The sequence below is a fragment of the Pseudomonas sp. S2_A10 genome, from assembly GCF_054668465.1.
This window is the reverse complement of the sequence record NZ_CP162773.1, coordinates 3,583,935-3,607,043: the sequence shown is the minus strand read 5'-3', so window position 1 is coordinate 3,607,043 and position 23,109 is coordinate 3,583,935. Positions and strand designations below refer to the sequence as shown.

The following is a 23,109-nucleotide window of genomic DNA, read 5'->3' as shown; positions in this document are numbered from 1 at the left end:
GACTCGCAGGTCACGCTATTTTGCCGAATCGATGGCAGATTGGCCTATTCGACCAGCGACCAGTCCAGCGGCGTACCGCGCTTGATCGCGGTGCGCGCACGGCGTCCGAGGACGGCTTCGGTGTGCTTGGGCGGCAGACCGAGACCGGGGCGAATGGCGCGCAGATTGTCTCCGGTAAAGGCTTCACCGGCAGCCATGTCAGCGGTGACATACAGCGAGCGGCGATAGACCAGCGACTTGCGCTCGGCCTCGGTCGGACCGTACTGAACACGCCCCATCGCCTGCCAGGCACGCTCGGTTTCGACGACCAGACTGGCCAGCTCCGCAGGCTCCAGGGAGAAACTCGCGTCCACGCCACCGGCGGAACGATCGAGGGTGAAATGCTTCTCCACCACCGTCGCCCCCAGCGCCACCGCCGCCACCGACACGCCAACGCCCATCGAATGATCTGACAGCCCCACCTCGCAACCAAACAGCTCGCGCAGATGCGGGATCGTGCGCACATTGCTGTTGAGTGGCGTGGCCGGATAAGTGCTGGTGCACTTGAGCAACACCAGATCCTTGCACCCGGCCTCGCGGGCGGCACGCACGGTTTCATCCAGTTCGGCGATGCTGGCCATGCCGGTGGAGATGATCAGCGGTTTGCCCGTAGCCGCCACACGGCGGATCAGCGGCAGATCGGTGTTTTCGAAACTGGCGATCTTGTACGCCGGCACTTCAAGGCTTTCGAGAAAATCCACCGCGCTGTCATCGAACGGCGTCGAGAATGCGAGCATCCCCAACTCCTTGGCCCGAGCAAAAATCGGCGCGTGCCACTCCCACGGTGTGTGGGCTTTTTCGTAGAGATCGTAGAGCGACGTGCCGGCCCACAGACTGCCCGGATCCTTGATGAAGAATTCACCTTCAGCCAAATCCAGGGTCATGGTTTCGGCGGTGTAGGTTTGCAGCTTCAAGGCATGCGCCCCGGCCTTGGCCGCCGCCTCGACGATTTGCAGAGCGACGGCGAGGGACTGGTTATGGTTGCCGCTCATCTCGGCAATGATGAACGGCGGCGCATCGGCACCGATGGTGTGGTGGCCAATCTTGAAACTAGACATGCGGGTGATCCTTCAAAACACGGCTGAACGCGCAGGTTTCCTGGATGAACCCGGCGTCGCGAAAGACTTTCAATGAGGACTGATTGGCCGGCATGACCCGGGCAGTGATGCGTGTCAGTTGCGGCCAGTGCGCAGCGACAAACGCTTCGCCACGGCTGAGCACTGCCCTGCCCCAACCGAGGCCGAAACGCCCTTCCAGCAGATAAATCGACACTTCGGCTTCGAACCCGCGCAAGTCGTAACGCAGCACCCCGACCGGGCCGTCGTCCGCCTCGGCGATCAACAGCAACCGTTGCGGATTGCGCAGGGTCGCTGTCAGCCAGTTCAGATGCTGAGTCCAATCGATCACACCGGTTTCCAGCGACCAGCGCCGTACCGCTTCAGCATTGCGCCCATCGAACAGCAACTGCGCATCGTCCAGCGTCGCCGGGCGCAGTTTCAGCACCGCGCCGGCCAGCGCCGCCGCCACGCGTTCGGCACCGCGTCCGTCGACCAGTTGCCGCGAACGCTCGGCGAGGCTGCGGCGCAAAAAATGATTGTTCACGACGAAGCCGACCGCATCACGCAACTGCTCGACGCTGACCTGCTCGCGGGCGCCCATGAACACATGCGCACCGGCAGCGGCCATGACTTCGCCGTTGGCCTGCTGATTGTTCGCCACGGCGATGCAGATCGTCGGCAAACCCAGCGCCGCGCGCTCCCAACTGGTGCCTCCGCCAGCGCCGATAAACAGATCGGCCTCAGTCATGCGCTGATGGAAATCGCTAACGAAACTGTGCAGGCGCCAGTTCGGTCGCGTCTCGGCCAACGCTTGCATCTGCGTCCACGCCGGGTTGTCGGCGCCAGCGACGAAGTCCACCTGCAACTCAGTGAAATCAGCCAGCGCCAGCATCGCATGATGAGTCTGTCTCGCCGCGTCGAAACCGCCGAAATTCACCAGCACACGCCGGGCCTTCGGTTTGATCTCGATGGCATCGCAGTTGAATTCTTCGCGCAACATGGCGTAGCGCGGGCCGAGCAAGGTGCGACAGCCTGGGGGGAGCAGCGGCGCGTAGTTTTCGCTAAGACCGGACAGGTTCTGATTGAGCAGCAGATCGACGCTGTAGCGCCGCGTGGCCAGATCATCCACGGCGGCGATTCGATGCGCCCAGCGCCGGGCGGCGGTTTGCCAGTGATGATCGAGGCCGTAATGGTCGGTGATGATCCAGTCGAACGGTGCCTGCCCGTCCAGCAGCAGGCCCAGTGCATCAATATCGAACTGCCACGGCAACATCGATTCGATAGCCTGCAGCGGGTCTTCATCACGATAGCGCTCGGGCAGCGCGAAGGTCTCGAAGCCCTCGGCATTCAAGGCATCCAGTCGATGCCCGGGCAAACGCCGACAGGCGAATGCGACATGACTGCCCTGCCCGCGCAGCACCCGCGCCAAGGTCAGGCAGCGGGCAATGTGGCCGCTGCCAATGGTCGGCGAAGCGTCGGCGCGGATCAGCACTCTCATTGCAGTTCTCCGCCGGCTCTGAGTGCGGCGTACAGATATTCGGCGCGTTGCCAGTCTTCGGGCGTGTCGATGTCCTGGACCAGATGACGCGGCAGGATCACCGGCAGGCTCGCTGGCGAGAACAGCGTCTCGCCACGCAACCACGCTTCGCTGCGCCCCCAGTAAAACTGCCCGGCATCCTGAAATGCTTCGGGCAGATCCTGCGAACGGGTCGTACGAAATTCGGGGTACAAAGACGTCAACGCGCCCTCCTCGTCGAGGGTCAGTGCGCGCTGCACCGGGAAGCCGAAGCCGCACACCGAAAAGGCAAACGACTTGTGCGGATGCTGCTTGAGCAAATCCAGACCCTGACGCAGATAACGCGCCTGCAACAACGGTGCAGTCGCGTATACACAACAGGCGTAATCGAACGTCGGCAATTGCTGCAAGGCATGCACGATCACCGCAGCGGTGCCGGTGTAATCATCGGCAAGTTCCGCCGGGCGCATGAACGGTACCTGCGCACCGTGCGCCCTCGCGATGTCGGCAATTTCGTCATCGTCGGTGCTGACCACAACGCTCTCGAACAGCCCTGACTCCAGCGCCGTGCGAATCGAGCGGACGATCATCGGTACGCCGTCGAACGGTTTGAGATTCTTGCGCGGAATGCGCTTGCTGCCACCACGGGCGGGGATGATCGCGACGCAGCTCACGGTGCCTTACTCCTCCAGTAGCAGCCGACGCAGTTGCTCGACCACCTGACCCTGTTGTGCTTCGCTGAGCAAAGGGAACAGCGGCAAGCTGATCGCCTCGGCGTAGTAGCGCTCGGCCTCGGGGAAATCGCCCTCGGCAAAACCCAGCTTGCGATAGTAAGGCTGCAGATGCAGCGGAATATAGTGCAGATTCACGCCGATGCCGGCGGCGCGCAAACCTTCGAACACCTGGCGATGACTGAGGTTGCAGCGCTCGACCTGCACGCGCACCACGTAAAGGTGCCACGCCGATTCGGCCTCCGGTTGCGCGCTCGGCAAGGTCAGCGGCAGGTAGGCGAGGAGTTGATCGTAACGTGCGGCCAGTTCCCGGCGACGTGCAACAAACTCATCCAGTTTGGCCAGTTGCGACAGGCCCAGCGCCGCTTGCAGATCGGTGATCCGATAGTTGAAGCCCAGCTCGATTTGCTGGTAATACCAAGGCCCGTGGCTGGGCTCGGTCATGTGCTCGGCTTCGCGGGTCATGCCATGGCTGCGCAGGCGTCGCAGACGTCCGGCCAGCACCGGGCGATTGGTCAGGACCATGCCGCCTTCGGCGCTGGTGATGATTTTCACCGGGTGAAAACTGAACACCGTCATTGCCGCAAATTCGCCGCAACCGACCGGGCGGCCGGCGTAGCTCGCCCCCACCGCGTGCGAGGCATCTTCGATTACGGTGAAGTTGTAGCGCCCCGCCAGGTCGGCAATCTTGCGCAGGTCACAGCTCTGCCCGGAGAACGCTACGGCAACGAGGACTTTCGGCAGCGTGCCGTCGCGTTCGGCCTGCTCGAGCTTCGTTTCAAGGGCAAAGGCGTCGAGGTTCCAGGTCAGCGGATCGATGTCGACGAAATCAACCTCGGCGCCGCAATAGCGTCCGCAATTGGCTGAGGCGAGAAAGGTGTTCGGCGAGGTCCACAAGCGATCGCCCGGGCCCAGGTCAGCGGCCAGACAAGCAATGTGCAGCGCCGCCGTGGCATTGCACACCGCCACGGCGAAATCCGCCTGACAGCGCTCGGCCATCGCCTGCTCGAAGCGTTCGATGGTCGGCCCCTGGGTCAGCCAGTCCGATTGCAGGACGTCGACCACCGCATCGATGTCCGCCTGATCAAGGCTCTGCCGACCGTAGGGAATCATACCGACAGCTTCGCGTGCAGATCGGCGATCTGCCCGACCGAAAGGAAATGCGGATTGGTATCCGAGCGATACTCGAAATCTTCGCTCACAGCACGGCCACGTTCACCGAGTTTATCGACGGCAAAATCGACGTCGACGCTGGTAAAACGAATCGACGGCTGAATCGTGTAGTGATCCTCGAACTCCAGAGTCATGCGCGCATCGTCCAGCGGCACCATCAGTTCGTGCAGCTTCTCACCGGGACGAATGCCGACGTTCTTGTGCGGCAGATGCTCGGCCATGCCGCGCGCCAGATCGACGATGCGGATCGACGGGATCTTCGGCACGAACACTTCGCCGCCGTGCATGCGAGCGAAGCTATCGAGGACGAACTGCACGCCGTGGTCGAGAGTGATCCAGAACCGCGTCATGCGCTCGTCGGTGATCGGCAATTCTTGCGCGCCGTCAGCGATCAGCTTGCTGAAGAACGGCACCACCGAACCACGCGAGCCAGCGACGTTGCCGTAGCGCACCACGGCGAAACGGGTTTGCTGCTCGCCGGCGATGTTGTTGGCGGCGACGAACAATTTGTCCGAAAGCAACTTGGTCGCGCCGTACAGATTGATCGGGCTGGCCGCCTTGTCGGTGGACAGCGCGACGACTTTCTTTACGCCGTTATCGATCGCCGCAGCGATGATGTTTTCCGCGCCGTTGACGTTGGTGCGAATGCATTCGGTCGGGTTGTACTCCGCCGCCGGCACCTGCTTCAACGCGGCGGCATGCACGACGTAATCGATGCCGCGCATCGCCTGCCGCAAGCGCTCGGCGTCACGCACGTCACCGATGAAATAACGCATGCACGGTGCATTGAAGGTCTGCTGCATTTCGTATTGCTTGAGCTCGTCGCGGGAGAACACCACCACGCGCTTGGGCTGGTATTGCTCCAGCAAGCGACGGATGAAATTGCGTCCGAACGAGCCGGTGCCGCCGGAGATGAAGATCGATTTACCGTTGAACATTTTGTCAATTCCGTCCCTGTCGCCAGGCTTAAGCGAGCAACTGTGCCCAGTCCAGTGAAGCATTGTCATCGAGCACGAAGCCTTTGCCCTTCAGGCTCAGGTTCGCGTTGTAGGCCTGATCCTGAACGAATGCCGCCGGCCATTTTTCGCGCAGGGCCAGCAGCGCTTGCGGGGCGTCAGGCATACCGCCCTGATGGATGACTTGCACCGCCGGAGTCCATACCGTCAGATAACCGGCCTGCCCGGCGCTCAGGCACAGATCGACATCGCTGAAGCCTTCGGCAAATGTGCTTTCGTCCAGACCGCCGAGCGCCTCGTACAGCTCTTTGCGGACCATCAGGCACACGCTTGATACCGCCGAGTAGTTTTGTTCCACCGCCAAGCGATGCAGGTAACCGTCGGCATCGTGCTCTTCACCAACGAAGGGCGAATCGACCCCGCCGTTCAGGCCCAGGATCAATCCCGCCTGGCTGATCTTGCGATCACGGTCGATCAGTTTCGGCCCGACCACGCCAACCTCTGGACGCAGAGCATGGTTGAGCAAAGAGTCGAGCCAGTTCGGATTGACCACTTCCGCATCGGCGGCGAGCAGCACCAGGTACTCGCCACGCGCCTGACGACTGCCCGCGTTGAATAATCCTGCTGCGCTCAACGTCCGATCAGTACGCAGCACCTGCACTCTGGAGTGCTTGTAAGTCCCGAGCCAGTCATTGATCTCAGCCGTCTGATCCGCAGTGGCGGCGATCAGCACTTCATAGTGATGGTAACGGGTACGCAGCAACACACCTTCAAGGCAACGTTGCAGCACCGCCAGATCGCTGCCCGCCGGAATAATGATCGACACCAGCGGACGATCACTGTGGTGGTAGTCGATCTGGTAAACCCCCGGAACCGCTGACGTCACTTTGCCCTTGTAACCGCGATTGCCCAAATGGCGCAGCAGCGCCAGGCGCTCGTCAGCATTCTCGACCAGCTCTGGTGCCTGGCTGATCAATAGCGGCTCGTCGAGGTGAGCCAGGCTGTTGAGGCCGTGTTCTTCGATAAGACGCAGCAGCACATCGAGCTCCAGTGCCTGACTGAAATCAGCGCGATAGCCGCCGATTTCGACCAGCGCATCGCGCCGTACCAGCCAGTGCCGCGCCATCAGCGTTGGCAGGCTCAGCAGCAGATCAAGGTTGAAGCCCGGCCGGAACACGTCGGTCAGGGCACCGTTTTCCTGACGCTGGATTTCGTCGGTGGATACCGCGCGGCAATCGCCGGCGTTCATCAACTCCAGGCTGGCGCGCAACAATCCGCTGGCAGTGAACTCATCACCGGCTTCAGCCAACAGCAGCCAGTCAGACGGCGATTGACGAGCGCTTTGATTGAGCTTGTCGATCAGATTGCCCGCGGTCACTCGGACAAAATGCAGGGTGTTCTGTGCCGTGGTCGCGGCGGGCGCTTCGCCGGTGGTGAACACGACAATGCGGAAGGCCTTGCACTGCCCTTCCAGCAAGCTGTCGAGAGACACCTGAAGCTTGTCGATGTCGTCGTCCAGATCCAGCAGAAAAATGCCGAACTGCGGCCCGCCGCCATTCACCGCCAGATGTTGGCCGATTGCCTCGAGGTGAGCGCCGGGCGCACGTGCGGCCAGCCAGTTGAGCAGGCGACCGGACTGCATCTTGTCCATGACCGCATGATGGTCATCGACGGTCAACGCTTCGAGACGCTCGATCCAGGCCTGCATCGCTTGCGCCTCTTCGGCTTGGCCCATCGCAGTCAGCTGAGCCGCCAGCCGCTTGATCACGGTGCGATTGAACGCATTGAGATCGTGAGCCTGCCACAAACGGTCGAGAACGCTTTCCGGCGTGTCGTTGTTGCGTGCTTGCAGCAAGTGCGCCTGACGGGTCCAGACGCCCTCCAGGCCTTCAAGCTGGATGCGCCCCGCCGGCATGGCGTGCAGCATGAATTCGAACTGCGCCAGGCGGTCGAAAAATGCCTCGTTGTAGAACGGCATTTCCACGTACTGCAAAGGCCCGAAACGACGATCCGGGTACTTGAGCTCCTGATTCCAGGTGGACTGGATGATCAGCTCCGCAGTCAGCGCTCGATTCGATTGCAGGCTGTCGACCATTGCCTCGAAGCTTTGCAGGGCAAGCGCTTTGCCCTGCTCGGCGTTCAGCCCTTTGATCTGGGTTGGCAGCGCGGCAAGGAACTCGGCAAAGGCTTCACGCTCGGCGACCGATTTGGCATCGACGTAGGTCAGCGAGTGATACACCTCGGTGCTGTGCTCGGAGGCACCGTAGTTGATCTCCCGAACCACATAAGGGATCGGCAGAATCCGTGCTTTGGCACTGGCCAGCAGGAAATAGACATGGCCGATTTCCTGCCACTGGAAGCTGGTGCCGGGTGGCAATGCCGAGTGCCAGGTCTTCATCAGATCAGTACGGGTCACCGCATAGAACGGCGGGATGTACTGGCTCATGTAATCGATGACCCGCTCCTGAGCCTGTTCAGAGCAGTAGTCTTCCTGGACCTTTTTGTCGCGGCGGTAGTAGCTGACGCCACCGGCCAGCGTCAGGTACATCAGGCAGTAGCCGTGGCACATGCCGTAATCCGGATTGGCCTGCAGGAAACCCACGGATTCGGCCAATGAATCATGCAGGATGAAGTCGTCATCGGCCGCCAGCACCATGTACGGCGTGGTCAGTTGCTCGACACCATAGGCCAGTTTGGCCTGCATCCCCCAGTACGCGAATTGCGGCACATGATGGTAATCGACGGCGGAAAAATCGCCTTCCGGACGTTCCGGCGAGGAGTCGAGCACCATGATCTTGCAGGGCAAGTCGCTGTAATACTTCACAGCCCGACGCAGGAACGCCGGTCGGTTGTGGGTAATGAGCACCACCGTCAACAGCTCATCGAGCGGTAGCGTCAGTTCAGAACTGTACTTGCCTTGCATAACTTCTCTCCACAACCGGCGACTCGCCGAAACAACTCTGGGTAAATGTTGCGAATTAACGAACGCGACGCAGGTAGCCGTCCGGCGCCACGGTGATCAGCAGTTTGTTCTGCAATTGCTGGTCGATTTCGAAGTCCTGGTTCTCTTCCAGGTACTTCCACACGGCGGTTTTCGGGTTGTCGCCCGGGCCCCATGGACGATCCGGGAAGAAATCGGCCGGCATGTCTTCAACCACGGTGTCCATGACCACGCAATAGCTGTCGACCGACACCAGCGGCGCGTAGAGGCGCAGCTCTTCGAGCACGTGATCGTGGGTGTGGTTGGAGTCGAGGACCAGAATGACTTTCTTGCCTTTGGCGGCGGCCTGCACCTGAGCGGCAATGGCCGGGTCGATGCTTGAGCCTTCGATCATCTTGATGCGCTTGGCCATCGGGTGGCTTTCGATGGCTTCACGGTTGTGCGGACGAATGTCGAGGTCGATGCCGAGCACTTCGCCGTGGCCTTGCAGCTCGAGCAGCGAGGCGTAGTAGATGATCGAACCGCCGTGGGCAATGCCGCACTCGATAACCAGGTCCGGCTTGACCTGCCAGATGATCTCCTGCATGGCCATCATGTCTTGCGGCAGCTGGATGATCGGGCGGCCCATCCACGAGAAGTGGTAGCTGTATTTGTGCTTGGCCGATTCGTTGAAGAAATCCCGGGCCAGGCCGGTCAGTTTCGGGTCGTCACCTTGCTGGGCGATCTGCTCGCGGCACTCGGCTTCGAAGGCTTGGTTGATGCTGTTGTCGGTCATGTTGGTCATCTCAAGGGTCACTGGAACGAAGCGCTGTCGACGGCGTGATAGACGTAGCGTCCACCGGTCATCCGCTTGATCTCTTCGAGGTAATTGGAATTCATCACAAACAGGTGCGCGCCTTCCGGCAGCGCATCCATGGCCTCTTGCGGCGAGGACACGCGCGCGCCGCTCAGCGGCAGATAACGCCCCTGCTTGGCCGGGTTGATATCGACTACGCGATCGACCGCAACGCCGGCGCGTTGCAGGTACAGCGAATAGATCACGCCTTTGGACGAGGCACCCCAGATCGCCGAACCCTGCGCAGGCGCCGAGCGGATGATCTGCACAGCACGGTCGAGGCTGGCGCTGAAATCTTCAGGCAGAGTCAGGCGCGGCACCGGTTGTTCGGGTATCAGGCGCAACGTCGACAGATCAGCGACGATGTACAGATATTGGCCGCCGAACAGATGCCCGGCCTCGTGCACCGTGCCGAACATCCGGCGCAGGTCATCGAGGCGGAAATAATTGACGTGTTCGTAGAACAGGTCGAACCAGGCCTTGTGCTCGAGGATCCAGTCCAGGCACGGCACTTCGATATAGATCTGCCCGCCCTGATTGGCCTCGGCGATCACGGCCAGAAAGCTCACCGGGTCTTCGATGTGCTCCAGCACATGACGCAGCACAATGGCATCTGCCGCCAGGCCGAGGCCGCGCGTAAACGGCGCCTTGATCACCTCGGGGTTTTCGCCTTCATAAGCCGGGTCGATGCCGGTAATCGAATAGCCAAGGCTTTTGAGCAGCTCGAGAAAGTAGCCCTTGCCGCAGCCGACCTCGATCAGCTCCTGGCCCTTGAAGTGCTTGCCGATGATGCCTTCGACGTCACTTAAATGCTTCTGGAACTGACCGGAGTGCGCCTGCTCGTTCTGATAGTCGGCGTCATAACTGAGCTTGTCGGCATCGAACGCGGCGTTGAAGACCAGACCGCTGCGCTCGTCCTGAACCAGGACCATGTCGGCGCTGGCCGAGGCCCGCGCCGATTCGGCATCGGCGAAAGTGCGGTTCTGCAATACCGGCAGGCCGGTGGCCCGGTACAACTCGTGCCTCATGGCGACTCTCCCAATAACTGTTGCAAACGCTCGGTGACGGCCCAGAACGCCAGCGGTTCGTGGGTCGGATACGGGTAATGGCCGAGGTTCAGAGCCAGGGTTGCGCCACGCTCACGCAAGCGCTGTTCGACCAGCGCACGCACCGACACCGGTTGACCGCTGGCGCAGTTGACCACGCCACCAAAGTCGCGCTGATGGAGGATCGCGGCGAGATGACTCGCGGCGGTTTCAATCGCGAGGAAATCGCGCAACTGCTCACCGGCCGACATGTTGAACGACGCCTCGCCGCTATCGATTGCCCGGTCCAGCGCGGCCAACAGGCTGTTGGGGTTCTGCCCTTCGCCGTGCAGATAGAACAAGCGCGCCCATTGCAGGGTGAACGGTTGCTCCTGCTGCAGATTCTGCAGAAACAGGTGCAGCGTATGTTTGGCCAGACCGTAGGGATTGCTCGGCCGTGGCTCGGTTGACTCGCTGAGCGGACCGCTCTGCATGCCGTATTCGAAGCAGGTGCCGGTCACCAGCACCTGCGACACGCCCGCCTCTATCGCGTTTTTGATAAAGCGGTAATCGGCCATCAGGTTGTGCTCGAAATGAAACAGCGCCCGATAGTTCGGCAACCCCGGCCAGGCCAGATGCGCCAGCGCGTCGATGCCTTCGGTCAGCGCGACGACATTCAGGTCGGCAGCGTGAATGTCTGCCGCGACGAATTCGACGTGGTTAATCCATGGCATGCCCTGCGCGGTTTCTGCGTTGCGCGCCACCGCGCGGACTTCGCAGCCGCGCTCAAGCAATGCAGCAACCAGATGCCGACCGACAAAGCCTGTGGCGCCAGTGACCAGAACTTTCACAGCACTTTCAACTCAGGCACGGCGATGACGAAGCGCCCGTCCCACTGACGCACCTGCGCCAGTTGCTGACTGACTTCGTGCAGCAGGTTCCAGGGCAGCACCAGCACGTAGTCCGGTTGCTCAATGTCGATCTGCGCTGGCGCAACAATCGGGATGCGACTGCCCGGCAAGAACTTGCCCTGTTTGTGCGGGTTGGCATCGGCCACCCAGGACAGCAGATCCGCTTTGACTCCGGCGTAGTTGAGCAAGGTATTGCCCTTGGCCGCCGCGCCGTAACCGACCACACGTTTGCCGTCGGCTTTGGCCTGCAACAAGAAGCGCAGCAGGTCATGTTTGATGCGTTCGGCAGCAGGCGCGAGGGTCGCGTAGAACTCGGCAGTTGTCACCCCGGCAGCGAGCTCGGCCTGCAGTTGTTGCTGAACTGCCGGGAGAACAGCGCGGCGCTGGCCGTCCTTGCGCTGCACGAATACGCGCAGCGAGCCGCCGTGAGTGCTCAACTGGCTGACGTCGAACACTTCCAGGCCATTGCGCTCGCACAGGGTCTGCACGGCGGTCAGCGACAGGTAGGAATAATGTTCGTGATACAGCGTGTCGAACTGCGCGCCAGCCATCAGCGTCAGCAGTTGCGGAAACTCGAAAGTGGCGACGCCGGTCGGCTTGAGCAGCGTCGCGAAGCCGGCGAGGAAATCGTTGATGTCCGGCACATGGGCGAGCACGTTGTTGGCCGTCATCAGGTCGGCGTTCCAGCCTTCGTTGCGCAATTGCGTGGCGGTGTCGCAGCCGAAGAACAGCTCGCGAATTTCCAGGCCTTTCTCGCGTGCAGCCTGTGCGGTGCTGCGAGTCGGCTCGACGCCCAGGCATGGGATCCCGCGCGCGGCGACGTATTGCAGCAGGTAACCGTCATTGGCGGCGATCTCGACGACACGACTGTCGGCGTTAAGCCCGAAGCGCTCACTCATCTCGGCGACATAGCGCTCGGCGTGATTCAGCCAAGTGCTGGAGAACGAACTGAAGTAGGCGTACTCGGCATCGAACAGGCTGTCGGCACTGGTGTAGTCCTCGGTCTGCACCAGCCAGCATTGCTGGCACACCGCGACTTTGAGCGGGACCCATTGCTCGGCCTGTTCCAGACGATCGGCATGCACGTAGGCGTTGGACGGCGGCGAAGTACCGAGGTCGATCAGCGGCAGATTCAGCGGTGCGGCGCACCCACGGCAATTCATAGACGCACTCCAGCAAAGTGTTGATCGAGCGCAGGATGGCTGGAATCGCGCGCTGACAAATTATTGACAGGCAACGGCCAGGCAATCGCCAGCCGAGGATCGTTCACCGACAAGCCGCCCTCGTGCTCCGGCGCGTAATCGGCGCTGTGCAGATAGAGCAATTCGGCGTCGTCGGTGAGCGTCTGAAAGCCATGAGCGAAACCGGCCGGAATCAACAGGCTGCGGCCATCGCCCGCCTTCAAGTGCTCGGCGTGCCAGTGCAAAAAGGTTTCCGACTCAGGACGCAGATCCACCGCAACATCCCAGACTTCACCGCGCAGGCACGTGATCAGTTTGGCTTCCGGGGCGTTGGCATTCTGATAATGCAGGCCACGCACACTACCCTTCTCGCGGGTGCAGGAGTGGTTGATCTGGCGGATATGAAATTCATTGCCGAACGCACTCAGGCTGCCCTCGCAGAACAACCGGGCGAAGTGCCCGCGCTGATCTTCGAAACGTTTGTGCTGAACGCTGAACAGACCGGCCAATGGCAACGCTTTCAGGGAAAACTCGCTCACAGCGCGCCTCGGTACAGATTCAACTGGCCCAGAGTTACAGCGCGCATGTCATCGCCGTTCTGCCAGGCCAGATGCCAGTCGAGGGTCTGGGCCAGGCATTGCTGCAAGGTCCAGCGCGCTTGCCAACCCAGCAATTGCCGCGCACGGCTGCTGTCCAGGCGCAGCAGGCCGGCTTCATGCAGTTCGCTTTTTTCGATACGCAAACCAGGTGCCTGCGGCCAGCGGCTGGCGAGCAATTCGACGACTTCGCCGACGCTGCACATGTCCGCCTCACCGGGGCCGAAGTTCCACGCGCCGGCATACTCCGGACCTCGCTCATAAAGGCCTGCGGCCAATTGCAGGTAACCCGCCAGCGGTTCAAGGGCGTGCTGCCATGGGCGCACGGCTTGCGGGTAACGCAGGGTCACCGGCTCGTCGGCACTCCAGGCTTTGAGCACGTCGGGAATCAGTCGCTCCGGGGCAAAGTCACCGCCGCCCAGCACATTGCCGGCGCGTGCGGTCGCCAGGGCCAAACCATGCTCGGCATGTTTGTCCGCCGGGAAGAACGACGCGGCGTAGGACTGCGCGAGCAACTCGCAGCAGGCCTTGCTGCTGCTGTAAGGATCGTGGCCACCGAGGGCTTCGTCTTCGCGGTACGGCCACAGCCATTCCTTGTTGGCGTAGACCTTGTCGGTAGTCACAAGCACGCAGGCGCGCACGCCGCCGACCTGACGAATCGCTTCGAGCAGGTTCAGCGTGCCCATGACATTGCTTGAATAGGTGCCGAGCGGATCGCGATAGCCCTCGCGCACCAAGGGCTGGGCGGCCAGATGCAGGACGATCTCCGGTTCGGTCTCGGCGATGATTTCCAGCAAGGCGCCGAGGTCACGCAAATCGCCGCGCTGGTCGTTGATGCCTTCGTGTACGCGCGCCAGTTCGAACAGGCTTGGCTCAGTCGACGGATCCAGGGAAAAACCGCTGACCTGCGCGCCGAGGCTTTGCAGCCAAAGGGTCAGCCAACTGCCTTTGAAACCGGTGTGTCCGGTGACGAGAACACGCTTGCCACGCCAGAACTCCGCACTCAGGCCCATTGCTTCCATGGGGCCTCCCCGCTCTGCCACAGCGCTTCGAGATGGTTCTTGTCGCGCAGGGTGTCCATCGGATGCCAGAAACCTTCGTGCTCGAAGGCTTTCAGTTGTTCGTCCTGAGCCAGACGGGCCAACGGCTCGGCTTCCCAGGTGGTGCTGTCATCGCTGATGTAGGGCAGCACTTTTGGCGACAGCACGAAGAAACCGCCATTGATCCAGCCACCGTCACCACGAGGTTTTTCAGTGAAACCCAGCACCTGGTCACCTTGCCGTTCAAGCGCGCCGTAACGACCTGGCGGCTGCACCGCAGTGACGGTCGCCAGGCGGCCGTGAGCCTTGTGATAGTCGACCAGCTCAGCAATATTGATGTCGGAAACGCCATCGCCATAGGTGAAGCAGAACGCCTCTTCATCCTTGAGATAACGCGCGGCACGCAACAGGCGGCCACCGGTCATGGTTTCCTCGCCGGTATCGATGAGGGTCACACTCCACGGCTCGCTGTAGTTCTGATGGACGTCCATGCGGTTGTTGCGCATGTCGAAAGTGACGTCGGATGTATGCAGGAAGTAGTTGGCGAAGAAGTCCTTGATCGCGTAGCCCTTGTAGCCCAGGCAAATGACGAAGTCGTGGATCCCGTGGGCGGAATACTGCTTCATGATGTGCCAGAGAATTGGCTTGCCGCCAATCTCGATCATCGGCTTGGGCTTGAGGTGCGACTCTTCACTGATGCGCGTGCCGAGGCCACCCGCCAAAATTACTGCCTTCATCGTCTCCCCTCTCGTACGTCACCGGGCTGCGCACTGCTTTTTTGAGCGTCGCAGGCCTTCTGGCCAAACCTTCTGCCGCTACGGGCGCAGGAGGAAACACCGCGAGCGCTCGTTTTATGGCGATTTGCGGGGCACTTGCAGGAAACGCGCCAGCTCGTAGCCGGGTTTTGGGAGATAGCTGATAGAGGCTTCGGTGGAAGTGGCAACAGGCTGATGGGCAGGCTGAGGGCGTGAAGGGGCAAGAGATCGAAAGCCAGAGCAAAGATCGTCCGATCGCGGCCCGAGCCTTCGGCAGCTCCAGTTGGATCGCGTGCATCCAGCAAGAAATGGGTCGGCTGTCAGGCCGCCTTCGCGAGCAGGCTCGCTCCCACAGAACAGCAAGAGCAAGAGCAAGAGCAAGAGCAAGAGCAAGAGCAAGAGCAAGAGCAAGAGCAAGAGCAAAAGATCGCAGCCTTCGGCAGCTCCTACAGTTGGATCGTGGGCATTTGGGAGAAACGGGTTGCTCGGCAGGCCGCCTTCGCGAGCAGGCTCGCTCCCACAAAAGCAAAAGCAAAGCAAAGCAAAGCAAAGCAAAGCAAAGCAAAGCAAATCAAAGCAGCGCAGCTGCCCGCGGCAAAGCCGCCCCACTCAACAATGAGCGCAAGCTCGAGTACCGCTTTTGATCTTGATCCACCGGCGACGTCGGAAGGCTGAGTGGAGGGATTGATCCGGGCGTGGGAGCGTAGCGACCGTTCGACGAAGTCGAACACAGCGGAAGGAGGTGCAGCGAAGCAAACCGGAGCCGCTGCGCCCGGATCAGTCCCGCAGCGAAGGAACCCGAGCCTGCGAGGGCCGAACGTAGGAGCAAGCCTTTTGGGTTACCTTTTTGGCGTTTGAAAAAGGTGACCCGCCGTAAGGGCGGAACCGTAATCAGCAACACCCGCAGAAACGGATCTACACCCAAAACCCCCAACAGCCTGGTCGGCCCAAAGGCCGCCAAGGCCGCCAAGGCCCCAAAAAAAAGGCAACCCCAAAAAGCCGCCTATATAAACGATCAATCCGCCAGCCAGCCATTCTCCCAATACCGCAGATTGTCACCACGCAACACATAATCGCGCATGACCACCTCGTGCAGCTCGTCACCCATGCGATAACTGGCGTCAGGGTCGGCCAGATGCATGCGAATCGCCTGCAGCCACTCATCAGTGCTGTTGGTCTTCACCCGCGTGCACGGCAGATAGCCCTGATAGGCTTCGGTATCAGTGCAGATGACCGGGTAACCGCAGGCGCCGTATTCCAGCAAACGCAGATTGCTCTTGCAGTCATTGAAAATGTGAAACTCCAGCGGTGCCAGAGCCAGGTCGAGGTTCAGACTGGCCAGCTTGGCCGGATAGACGTCCAGAGGAATCACACCGTGGAACTCGTGCATGTACGGACGCAGGTCATCCGGGCACATGCCAAAGAATACCCAGTCGACTTCGTTGGCCAGCTCACGCACGACATCGGCAATCACCGCCAGATCGCCATGGTGGCTGGTGCCTCCGCCCCAACCCACGCGAGGTTTTTTCGAGGTGCGGCGCTGACCCCGCAAACCGGTCCAGAGGTTTTGCGCGAGCATGTTGGGGACTACGCGAATGTCGTGGTGCATGTCCGACAGCGCATTGGCCAGTGGTTGAGTCGACACCACCACGCGGTCGCACAGGCTGATCGCCTGGCGCACCATCCGCTCCATTTCCTGCTTGCTGGGCATGTTGCGGATATGCGCATTGCGATGCGGAACATCAATCACATAGTCATCCAGCTCGAAGATGCGCCGGGCATGGCAGAATTTTTTCAGCGGCGGGATTTCATCGATCGCGCCCTGGGAATAGCGCCCTTGCAGGACGATGACATCCGGCGACTGACGCTCGATTTCAATGATCGACGGCAAGCCGTAACGAATACACCCTTCGGCCCGGTTCGCCGCTTCCAGCTCTATCAGCGGCTGACTCATGCGGTAATGGCCAATGGCTGAGGCATTGATCGGCACGGCGAGTACGTTGGGCAATTGCGGCCTGGAGAAAGCAGTCCACCCCGTACGCAGGCCCGGCTCAAGGCTGAAACTCGTCGCGCCGACGCCCTGCAAGGACAGGTTGACATTGAAGGCCGGATCGCGGGCAATGCGCGGCAGCCAGCGCTTGTAGAAGATTTCCTGCTCGTGCAAATGTTGCTCGCCTTGCTCAGCTGTCGACTCGACAGTCGGGCGCACGCCCTGAGCCAGCAAGGCATAAGGCGTCCACACTACCAGGTAGCCTTCCTGGCCGATGCGCAGGCACAGATCCACCACGTTCAGCGCCTGCTTCAGATCCTCTTCATCAAGCCCTGCCACCGCCTCGAAAACCGCCTTGCGCACCATCAGGCAATCACCGCCGACCGCACTCAGATCGTGGGCGGCCTGCAGCCGGAACATATAACCGTCCGACTGCAGCGACTGTCCATAAAATGGCAACCCGACCGCGCCCTGCATCCCCAGAATCATGCCGGCATGCAGCACATAACCATCCGGGTTGAACAACTTGGCGCCGACCACGCCGACTTCCGGGCGCTGCGCATGATTGAGTAGCTCGTCCAGCCAGTCGGCGTGGGTAATCACCGCAAAGGTATTGAGCAGCAGCACATATTCGCCACGAGCCTTGGTCACGGCAAAATTGTGCAGGGCAGCCATGTTGTCCGGCTGCGGGTACGTCAGCACGCGGATTCGGTCACCACCCAATTGCGCGATGCCGTCCAGCCATGCTCTGGCCTCAGCGGTTTCGCTGCCGTTGTCGACCAGCAGCAGTTCGTATTCGGCGTAGGCGCTTTTTTCCAGCACGGTCTCGACACACCGCTGCAAGGCAGCGGTCTGATCCCGGGTCACGATGATGATCGACACAAGCGGACGGCGCGCGTGCCGATAATCGACACGATTGAGGAATTGGCAACTGCCACGGCGGATTTCATGGGCAACGCCAATGCGTTGCAGATGCGCTTCGAGCACACGAGGGTTCTGTTCGATGACGCCTGGCTCGGCCAACCACCGCGACAGATCGAATGGCGACTCCAGCAGAACTTCGGCGACATGCCCGATCACTTGGGTGCCGTCGCTTTCGACCATGCGCCACAGCATGTCGTGAGGAGCCAGTTCGGTGAACGTCGTGTCAAAACCACCCAGCGCCAGAAAGCGTTCGCGCTTGAACGCCAAGGCGCGCCCGACATACGGGTAGCTGCGCATCAGATCAAGGTTGAAATCGGGTTTGAAGGCGGGTTCCACGGACTCACCATCGCGCAGACCGCCTTCATCGCTGTACACGCAACCGAGCGACGGCGAGTGCGCGATCCGGTCAGCCATGACCAGCAAGGCCGGCGCCATCAGCCGGTCACCGGCCTGCAACAGGTAAAACCAGTCGGCGCCCTCCAGTTGGGGCAACAACGCGTTGATCTGACCCAGCCCGTCACCTTCCAGTGGCATGTGGAACACGCGGCCATCCAGCGTCGCCTCGTTACAGGAAGCGGACAGCACCAGAATCAGTTCAGGGGCATAGTCCTGCCGAGCAAGCGCCTCAAGCGTGCGCTCGACTCCATCGCGACTGCCCTGGGCATCAATGACGATCGGCACTATTCGCGGCTGTTGTGGCCAGGCGGCCAGAGTTTCCGGCAGTAACTTGCGCTGCCCTTCAGTGAGACTGCGGCATTGCAGCCAGTGCGCGTAGAGTTCGGCGAAGCTCCAGCTATCGATGCCGACGCACCACTCCTGGCGACTCTGCTTGGTACCCAGCGTACGACTCAGGGGCAGCTCTTCCCAGACACGCGGCATTGCGTCAGCCTTGGTCAGCGGGACATAGCGCACCCAACCCGGCGCTGGCGCCGACTCGCCGCTGCGCGCCTTGAGCATTTGCAGAATCCACTCGCGCTCGACCTCGACCGCGTCTTTCATCGGCTGCTGAGCACTCAAGCGCTCCGGATACAGCCGCTCGGCACTGAGCACGGTGTTCGACATCGCCAGATTGCCGCGCCGCAGCAGGCATACGTACAAGGCGAAATCCAGGGTGGCGACAAAGCAGTGGCCGTCCTGAGTCAGCGCCGGCAACAAGTCGACGAGGTCCGAACGACGGAACAAGGCGCTGGAGAAACCGCCCAGCACATTGACCGGAAATTTTTCAAAAATGCCCAGCAGGTCGTCACCCTTGAACAGACCGCTGGCCGGTGACAACGAAGTGTTTTCCAGGCGCGCCGGCAGAATGATGTCGTCGGCGTCCCAGAATAACCGCTGAGCCAGCACCAGGCTGACTTCCTCACGCAACATCTCGTGCGCCTGCTGCTCGATGCAGGCGGCATAGAGATGATCGTCGTCACACATGAACTTGACGAATTCACCCTGCGCCTGATCAAGGCACGCCTTGAGATTGCCGACCATGCCCAATGTGCGCGGGTTGCGCACATAGCGCACGGCAACACCCGAGCGCTCGGCCACAGCGCTGACAATCCCTTCGATCTCATGACCACGACTGTCGTCGCAGACAATGATCTCAAGAGGCGCGTATGTCTGGCTGACGGCGCTGTTCAATGCCCGCTCGAAAAAGCGCGGATTGAACGCAGGGATGGCAATGCTGACGAGGGGGAGTGAATTCACGGCGGGCTCACAGGCGGTACGAGCCCGCTCGCAAAAACGAGCCCTTGATACCGCAAAAAATCATTAACAGAGGGACAACGTTGGCGGGCGCGCACGCGCCCGCCAATCATCAGATCTTGTTGAACAGCCCCAACTGACTGATCTTGCTGAACGCCAGTTGCGCGGCTTGCAGCATGGTCTGTTGCAGGGTCAGACGGGTCATGACTTCAGCCGGATCGGAATCACGAATCGAACCCTGGGTCGTGCTGTTCGCCGTGGTCAGGCTGTCGTTGGTAATGGTCTGCATGTCCAGCGCCTGGCCGCGCGCACCAATGGTGGTGACTGCGGTGCCGATCTGGTTGGAAGCTGCATCGATGTTGCCGAGGCCTGCCTCCATCGCGCCCTGCAATTTCTGCTTGGCAACCGGGTCACCGTCGACTGGCGTATTCAGCGCGGTGATCATCTGGCCCAGAGTGTCGAGCACGTTCTGGGTCTGATGATTGTTCGGCTGGATCGAGAACTGATCACCAGCGGCCGGCGCGCTGCCCAGGGCGAAAGTCACACCGGCAGCGGTGGCGTTACCGCCGGCGACCGTGCCCGAGGAAACCGGCTTGCTGTCGGCGGTCACTGGCGCGGCATACAGATCGAAATCGGTGGCGCTGGTGAACTTGAGCACCGCGCCGCCCTGCGGGAACGCTGCGGTGTAGGCTGCCTGATCGGTGATGGTCGAACCGGTGATCACGCTGGTCGACGGGTTACCCGGATTACGCGTGGTGGTGAACGAGTCCGGCGAGGCCGACAGCTGAAAACTGTGCCCTGCGATAACGGCGTCCGGATTGGTATCGCCAGCCTTCAGGTTGACGTTCAGCTTGAGGTCGACACCACGGAAGCTGACAGTCTGGTTGGCGCCGGTGCTGTTGCTGATCAGGCCATTCTGGCTGGCCTCGGCAGTCACATCGTTACCCAAGGCATCGGTGATTTTCAGCTGGGTGCTGCTGACGAAATCGATGGTATACGGCTGCCCGGCGGTGAACTTGGCGTCGTAGGTGGCGGCAGTGCCGACGGTGCCGTTGGACAGCACGACACGGCCGTCATCCACAGCTGGCGCAGTCATTTTGGTGTTGGTGCGGCCGGTGTTGATGGTCTGCTGGAACGCGTCCCAACCGGTGGTGTTGGTACCCACGGTCATGCCGTCGCCGATGCCCAGATCGATGGTGGTCTGGTCGCCGTTGTAGCTGAACGTGCCGTCAGAATTCTTCGAATACGGCGCGGTATCGGTTTTCGAACCGGAGAACAGGTAGTTGCCGTTGGCATCCTTGGCGTTCATCAGGCCCAGCACTTGCTGTTGGATCTCACCCAGTTCCGAGGCATATGCCTGGCGGTCCTTGTCGGTGATGGTGCCGTTGTTCGCGGCCAGCGCCAGCTCTTTGGCTCGCGCAAGCGCCGTGGTAATCGAATCCAGAGTGGACTCCTGCACGGTCAAGGCGCTTTTGGTGGTGTTGACGTTGGTCTTGTACTGATCGAGCATCGCCGCCTGCTGGCCCAATTGCAGCAAGCGCCCGGCACCGATCGGATCATCGGCGGCGGTGTTGATACGCTGCAGGCTGCTCGCCTCGCTCGCGGTAGCGACAGCCTTGTTGAAGTTACGCTGATAATCCGAGGCTTGCGTTCCGTAATACTGGGCGGTGGAAATGCGCATGAATTACGACTCCTTAAAGGCTGTTGATCAGCGTGGCGAAAGTTTCCTGCGCAGCTTTGATGATCTGCGAAGACGCTGTGTAGTACTGCTGGTACTTGACCAGGTTGCCGGTTTCTTCGTCCAGGTTGACCCCGGACAACGAATCGCGGGCACCCTTGGCGTTCTCCAGAATCGCCGTGGTTGCGGCGCTGTCGGACTTGCCTTGGGCGGTCTTGGTACCGACGTTGGTCACCAGGGTGTTATAGGCGTCAGTCAGGCTGATGCCCTTGCTCGCCGAACCGGTGTCCACGGTCTGTTTGGTTTGCAATGCGACCAGTGCCTGGGCGTTGCGGTTGTCCGAAGACGCCGCGCCGGTCAGGTTCATGGTGAAGGTCTCGCCGGTTTTCGGCGTGCCGCCCACGGTGGTCTGCACGGTGAAGGTCTTCTGTACGTTCGGCGTGACGGTAGTGTCCATCACCGGGTTGCCGCTGGCATCGACGATGCCGACTTTCAGGTTCAGCGTGTTCGACTGGCCAGGCACGATGGTGCCGGTGCCGATGGTCGCGCCCTTGGCGTCGACCAGGTTGTACGACTGGCTGCCACCGCTGGCTGCACCGAATACCAGTTTGACCGGCGTTGAATTCTTCAGCGCCGCCTGCATGTCAGCCTGGGCGGTCGGGTTGTAGATATCGATCTTGTCGCTGAGCGTCGGCTGGGTGTACGTGCCCAGACCGTTGGCGCTGGCGACGCCGGTCAGCGGACCTGCCGCAGCGATTTTCTTCGGATCGGTCAGGACCGTCTGAATGCTCGCCGCCGCGTTGCGGGTCGGCGTGATCTTGAACGAGTCACCCGCGCTCAGCGCGCCGCCATTCAAGGCCAGGGTGAAACCGTCGATCACTGGCGGCGGATTGGTCGTGGTGCTGAATGCGCCCAGATCAGTACCGTCGGAACGTTTGACGGTGTAATCGGTAGCGCTGGTGAAGGTCACCTGATAATCGCTGGTGGTCAGCTTGCCGGTGTCCTTGATGGTCACATCGAGGTTGCCCGAACCGGCGCTGTTGCCATCCTTCGCAATGCTGCGCTGACTGATCAGGGCGGCACTGTTGATGTTGTTGAAAATCGCCGCGCCGAAGTCACCGTTCTTGTCGATGCCTTGTGCTTGCTGGCTGTTGATCTGATCGGCAATCACCAGGGCCACGCGACCGAGCTCGTTGAGCGATGGGTCGAGGACTTCCTTGCGATAGGTCAGCAGACCGCCGATTTCGCCGCCGCTGATCACCGAAGTGATGTCGATGGTGCTCGAACCGCGATCCATCTGGATCGACATGCGCGACGGGTCGGTCTTGCTCGCGACCATGCTCAGGCTGTTGGTGGTGTTGCCGATGACCAGCGGCTGGCCGCTGCCGACATAAATGTCGAAGCTGGTGCCGCGCTCGACGACTTGCGCACCGGTCAGCTCGGAGAGTTGACGCACGGCTTCGTTACGGCTGTCGAGCAGGTCGTTCGGCGCCCCGCCGCTGGTGGAGATTTCGCCGATCTTCTGATTGAGATTGGCGATCGCCGTGGCGAGCTTGTTCACCTGGGCAGTCATGTCGCCGAGGCTGCCGTTGATCGTGGTGTTCTGATCGTTGAGCTGCTTGGCCAGGGTATTGAAGCGGCTGGTCAGCGCCTGCGCGCCGGTCAGCACCGACTGACGCGAAGTGTCATCGGTGGCCGACGTGGATACGCCTTGCATCGAGGTGAAGAATTTCTGCAGCACACCGGTCAGGCCAGTGTTGGTGTCCGACAGCATGGCGTCCAGCGGCGTCGCCTGCTTGAGGAAGGCAGCCGATTCGCTGTCCAGCGACGTCGCGGTGTGCAGCTGCGATTCCAGATACGAGTTGTACACCCGGCGCACGTCGGCCAGGGTCGTGCCCGTGCCGATGAAAACGCTGCCGTACTGCTGCGAGGACTTGGTGCCCTGCACGGTTTGCTGACGTGAATAACCGGCGGTGTCGACGTTGGCAATGTTGTTGCCTGTCGTAGCCAGAGAGGACTGGCTGGCCGATAGTCCCGACATCCCGATATTGAGCAAACTCATGGTTCA

16 protein-coding genes are annotated in these 23,109 nt (G+C 61.1%); all 16 read right to left on the bottom strand.

Features of this window, described 5'->3' with window-relative positions; genetic code table 11:
- Positions 1-44: 44 nt before the first annotated feature.
- Entirely contained in the window at positions 45-1,097 is a 1,053-nt protein-coding gene (gene pseI, locus AB4N41_RS16225) for a pseudaminic acid synthase (protein ID WP_122602236.1), read from the bottom strand.
- On the bottom strand, positions 1,090-2,595 hold the full coding sequence (gene pseG / locus AB4N41_RS16220) for a UDP-2,4-diacetamido-2,4,6-trideoxy-beta-L-altropyranose hydrolase (protein ID WP_122602235.1): 1,506 nt from the start codon (positions 2,593-2,595) through the stop codon (positions 1,090-1,092). Before pseG ends, pseI begins: the two co-directional genes overlap by 8 nt.
- On the bottom strand, positions 2,592-3,287 hold the full coding sequence (gene pseF, locus AB4N41_RS16215) for a pseudaminic acid cytidylyltransferase (protein ID WP_122602234.1): 696 nt from the start codon (positions 3,285-3,287) through the stop codon (positions 2,592-2,594). The genes pseG and pseF overlap by 4 nt, the downstream gene beginning before the upstream one ends.
- A gap of 6 nt (positions 3,288-3,293) precedes the next feature.
- A complete protein-coding gene (gene pseC / locus AB4N41_RS16210; protein WP_252877686.1) occupies positions 3,294-4,457 on the bottom strand; it encodes a UDP-4-amino-4,6-dideoxy-N-acetyl-beta-L-altrosamine transaminase in 1,164 nt (387 codons plus the stop codon).
- Entirely contained in the window at positions 4,454-5,455 is a 1,002-nt protein-coding gene (gene pseB, locus AB4N41_RS16205) for a UDP-N-acetylglucosamine 4,6-dehydratase (inverting) (RefSeq protein ID WP_122602232.1), read from the bottom strand. The genes pseC and pseB overlap by 4 nt, the downstream gene beginning before the upstream one ends.
- Before the next feature lie 28 nt (positions 5,456-5,483).
- Positions 5,484-8,396, bottom strand: a complete 2,913-nt coding sequence (locus tag AB4N41_RS16200; protein ID WP_252877685.1) for a TIGR00180 family glycosyltransferase — start codon at positions 8,394-8,396, stop codon at positions 5,484-5,486.
- A gap of 55 nt (positions 8,397-8,451) precedes the next feature.
- Positions 8,452-9,189, bottom strand: a complete 738-nt coding sequence (locus tag AB4N41_RS16195; RefSeq protein ID WP_038860482.1) for a cephalosporin hydroxylase family protein — start codon at positions 9,187-9,189, stop codon at positions 8,452-8,454.
- A gap of 17 nt (positions 9,190-9,206) precedes the next feature.
- Positions 9,207-10,277: a class I SAM-dependent methyltransferase gene (locus tag AB4N41_RS16190; protein WP_150636640.1), complete on the bottom strand. Its 1,071-nt coding sequence runs from the start codon at positions 10,275-10,277 to the stop codon at positions 9,207-9,209.
- A complete protein-coding gene (locus AB4N41_RS16185) occupies positions 10,274-11,125 on the bottom strand; it encodes an NAD-dependent epimerase/dehydratase family protein (RefSeq protein WP_150636639.1) in 852 nt (283 codons plus the stop codon). The genes AB4N41_RS16190 and AB4N41_RS16185 overlap by 4 nt, the downstream gene beginning before the upstream one ends.
- Positions 11,122-12,348, bottom strand: coding sequence for a class I SAM-dependent methyltransferase (locus tag AB4N41_RS16180; protein ID WP_252877684.1), 1,227 nt, complete (start codon positions 12,346-12,348; stop codon positions 11,122-11,124). Before AB4N41_RS16180 ends, AB4N41_RS16185 begins: the two co-directional genes overlap by 4 nt.
- The gene (rfbC, locus tag AB4N41_RS16175; RefSeq protein ID WP_252877683.1) at positions 12,345-12,905 is read right to left on the bottom strand and encodes a dTDP-4-dehydrorhamnose 3,5-epimerase; all 561 of its coding nucleotides are present in this window, start codon (positions 12,903-12,905) and stop codon (positions 12,345-12,347) included. Before rfbC ends, AB4N41_RS16180 begins: the two co-directional genes overlap by 4 nt.
- Positions 12,902-13,984 carry a CDP-glucose 4,6-dehydratase gene (rfbG, locus tag AB4N41_RS16170; protein WP_150742453.1) on the bottom strand — a complete coding sequence of 361 codons (1,083 nt, stop codon included), beginning with the start codon at positions 13,982-13,984 and terminating at the stop codon, positions 12,902-12,904. Before rfbG ends, rfbC begins: the two co-directional genes overlap by 4 nt.
- Positions 13,966-14,739 (bottom strand): glucose-1-phosphate cytidylyltransferase, encoded by a 774-nt coding sequence (gene rfbF / locus AB4N41_RS16165; protein WP_041478997.1) that lies wholly within the window; start codon positions 14,737-14,739, stop codon positions 13,966-13,968. The genes rfbG and rfbF overlap by 19 nt, the downstream gene beginning before the upstream one ends.
- A gap of 1,033 nt (positions 14,740-15,772) precedes the next feature.
- Entirely contained in the window at positions 15,773-19,366 is a 3,594-nt protein-coding gene (locus tag AB4N41_RS16160) for a glycosyltransferase (RefSeq protein WP_460137856.1), read from the bottom strand.
- A gap of 109 nt (positions 19,367-19,475) precedes the next feature.
- Positions 19,476-21,044 carry a flagellar hook-associated protein 3 gene (locus AB4N41_RS16155; RefSeq protein WP_150636629.1) on the bottom strand — a complete coding sequence of 523 codons (1,569 nt, stop codon included), beginning with the start codon at positions 21,042-21,044 and terminating at the stop codon, positions 19,476-19,478.
- A gap of 13 nt (positions 21,045-21,057) precedes the next feature.
- Entirely contained in the window at positions 21,058-23,103 is a 2,046-nt protein-coding gene (flgK, locus tag AB4N41_RS16150; protein ID WP_071171415.1) for a flagellar hook-associated protein FlgK, read from the bottom strand.
- Positions 23,104-23,109 lie beyond the last annotated feature (6 nt).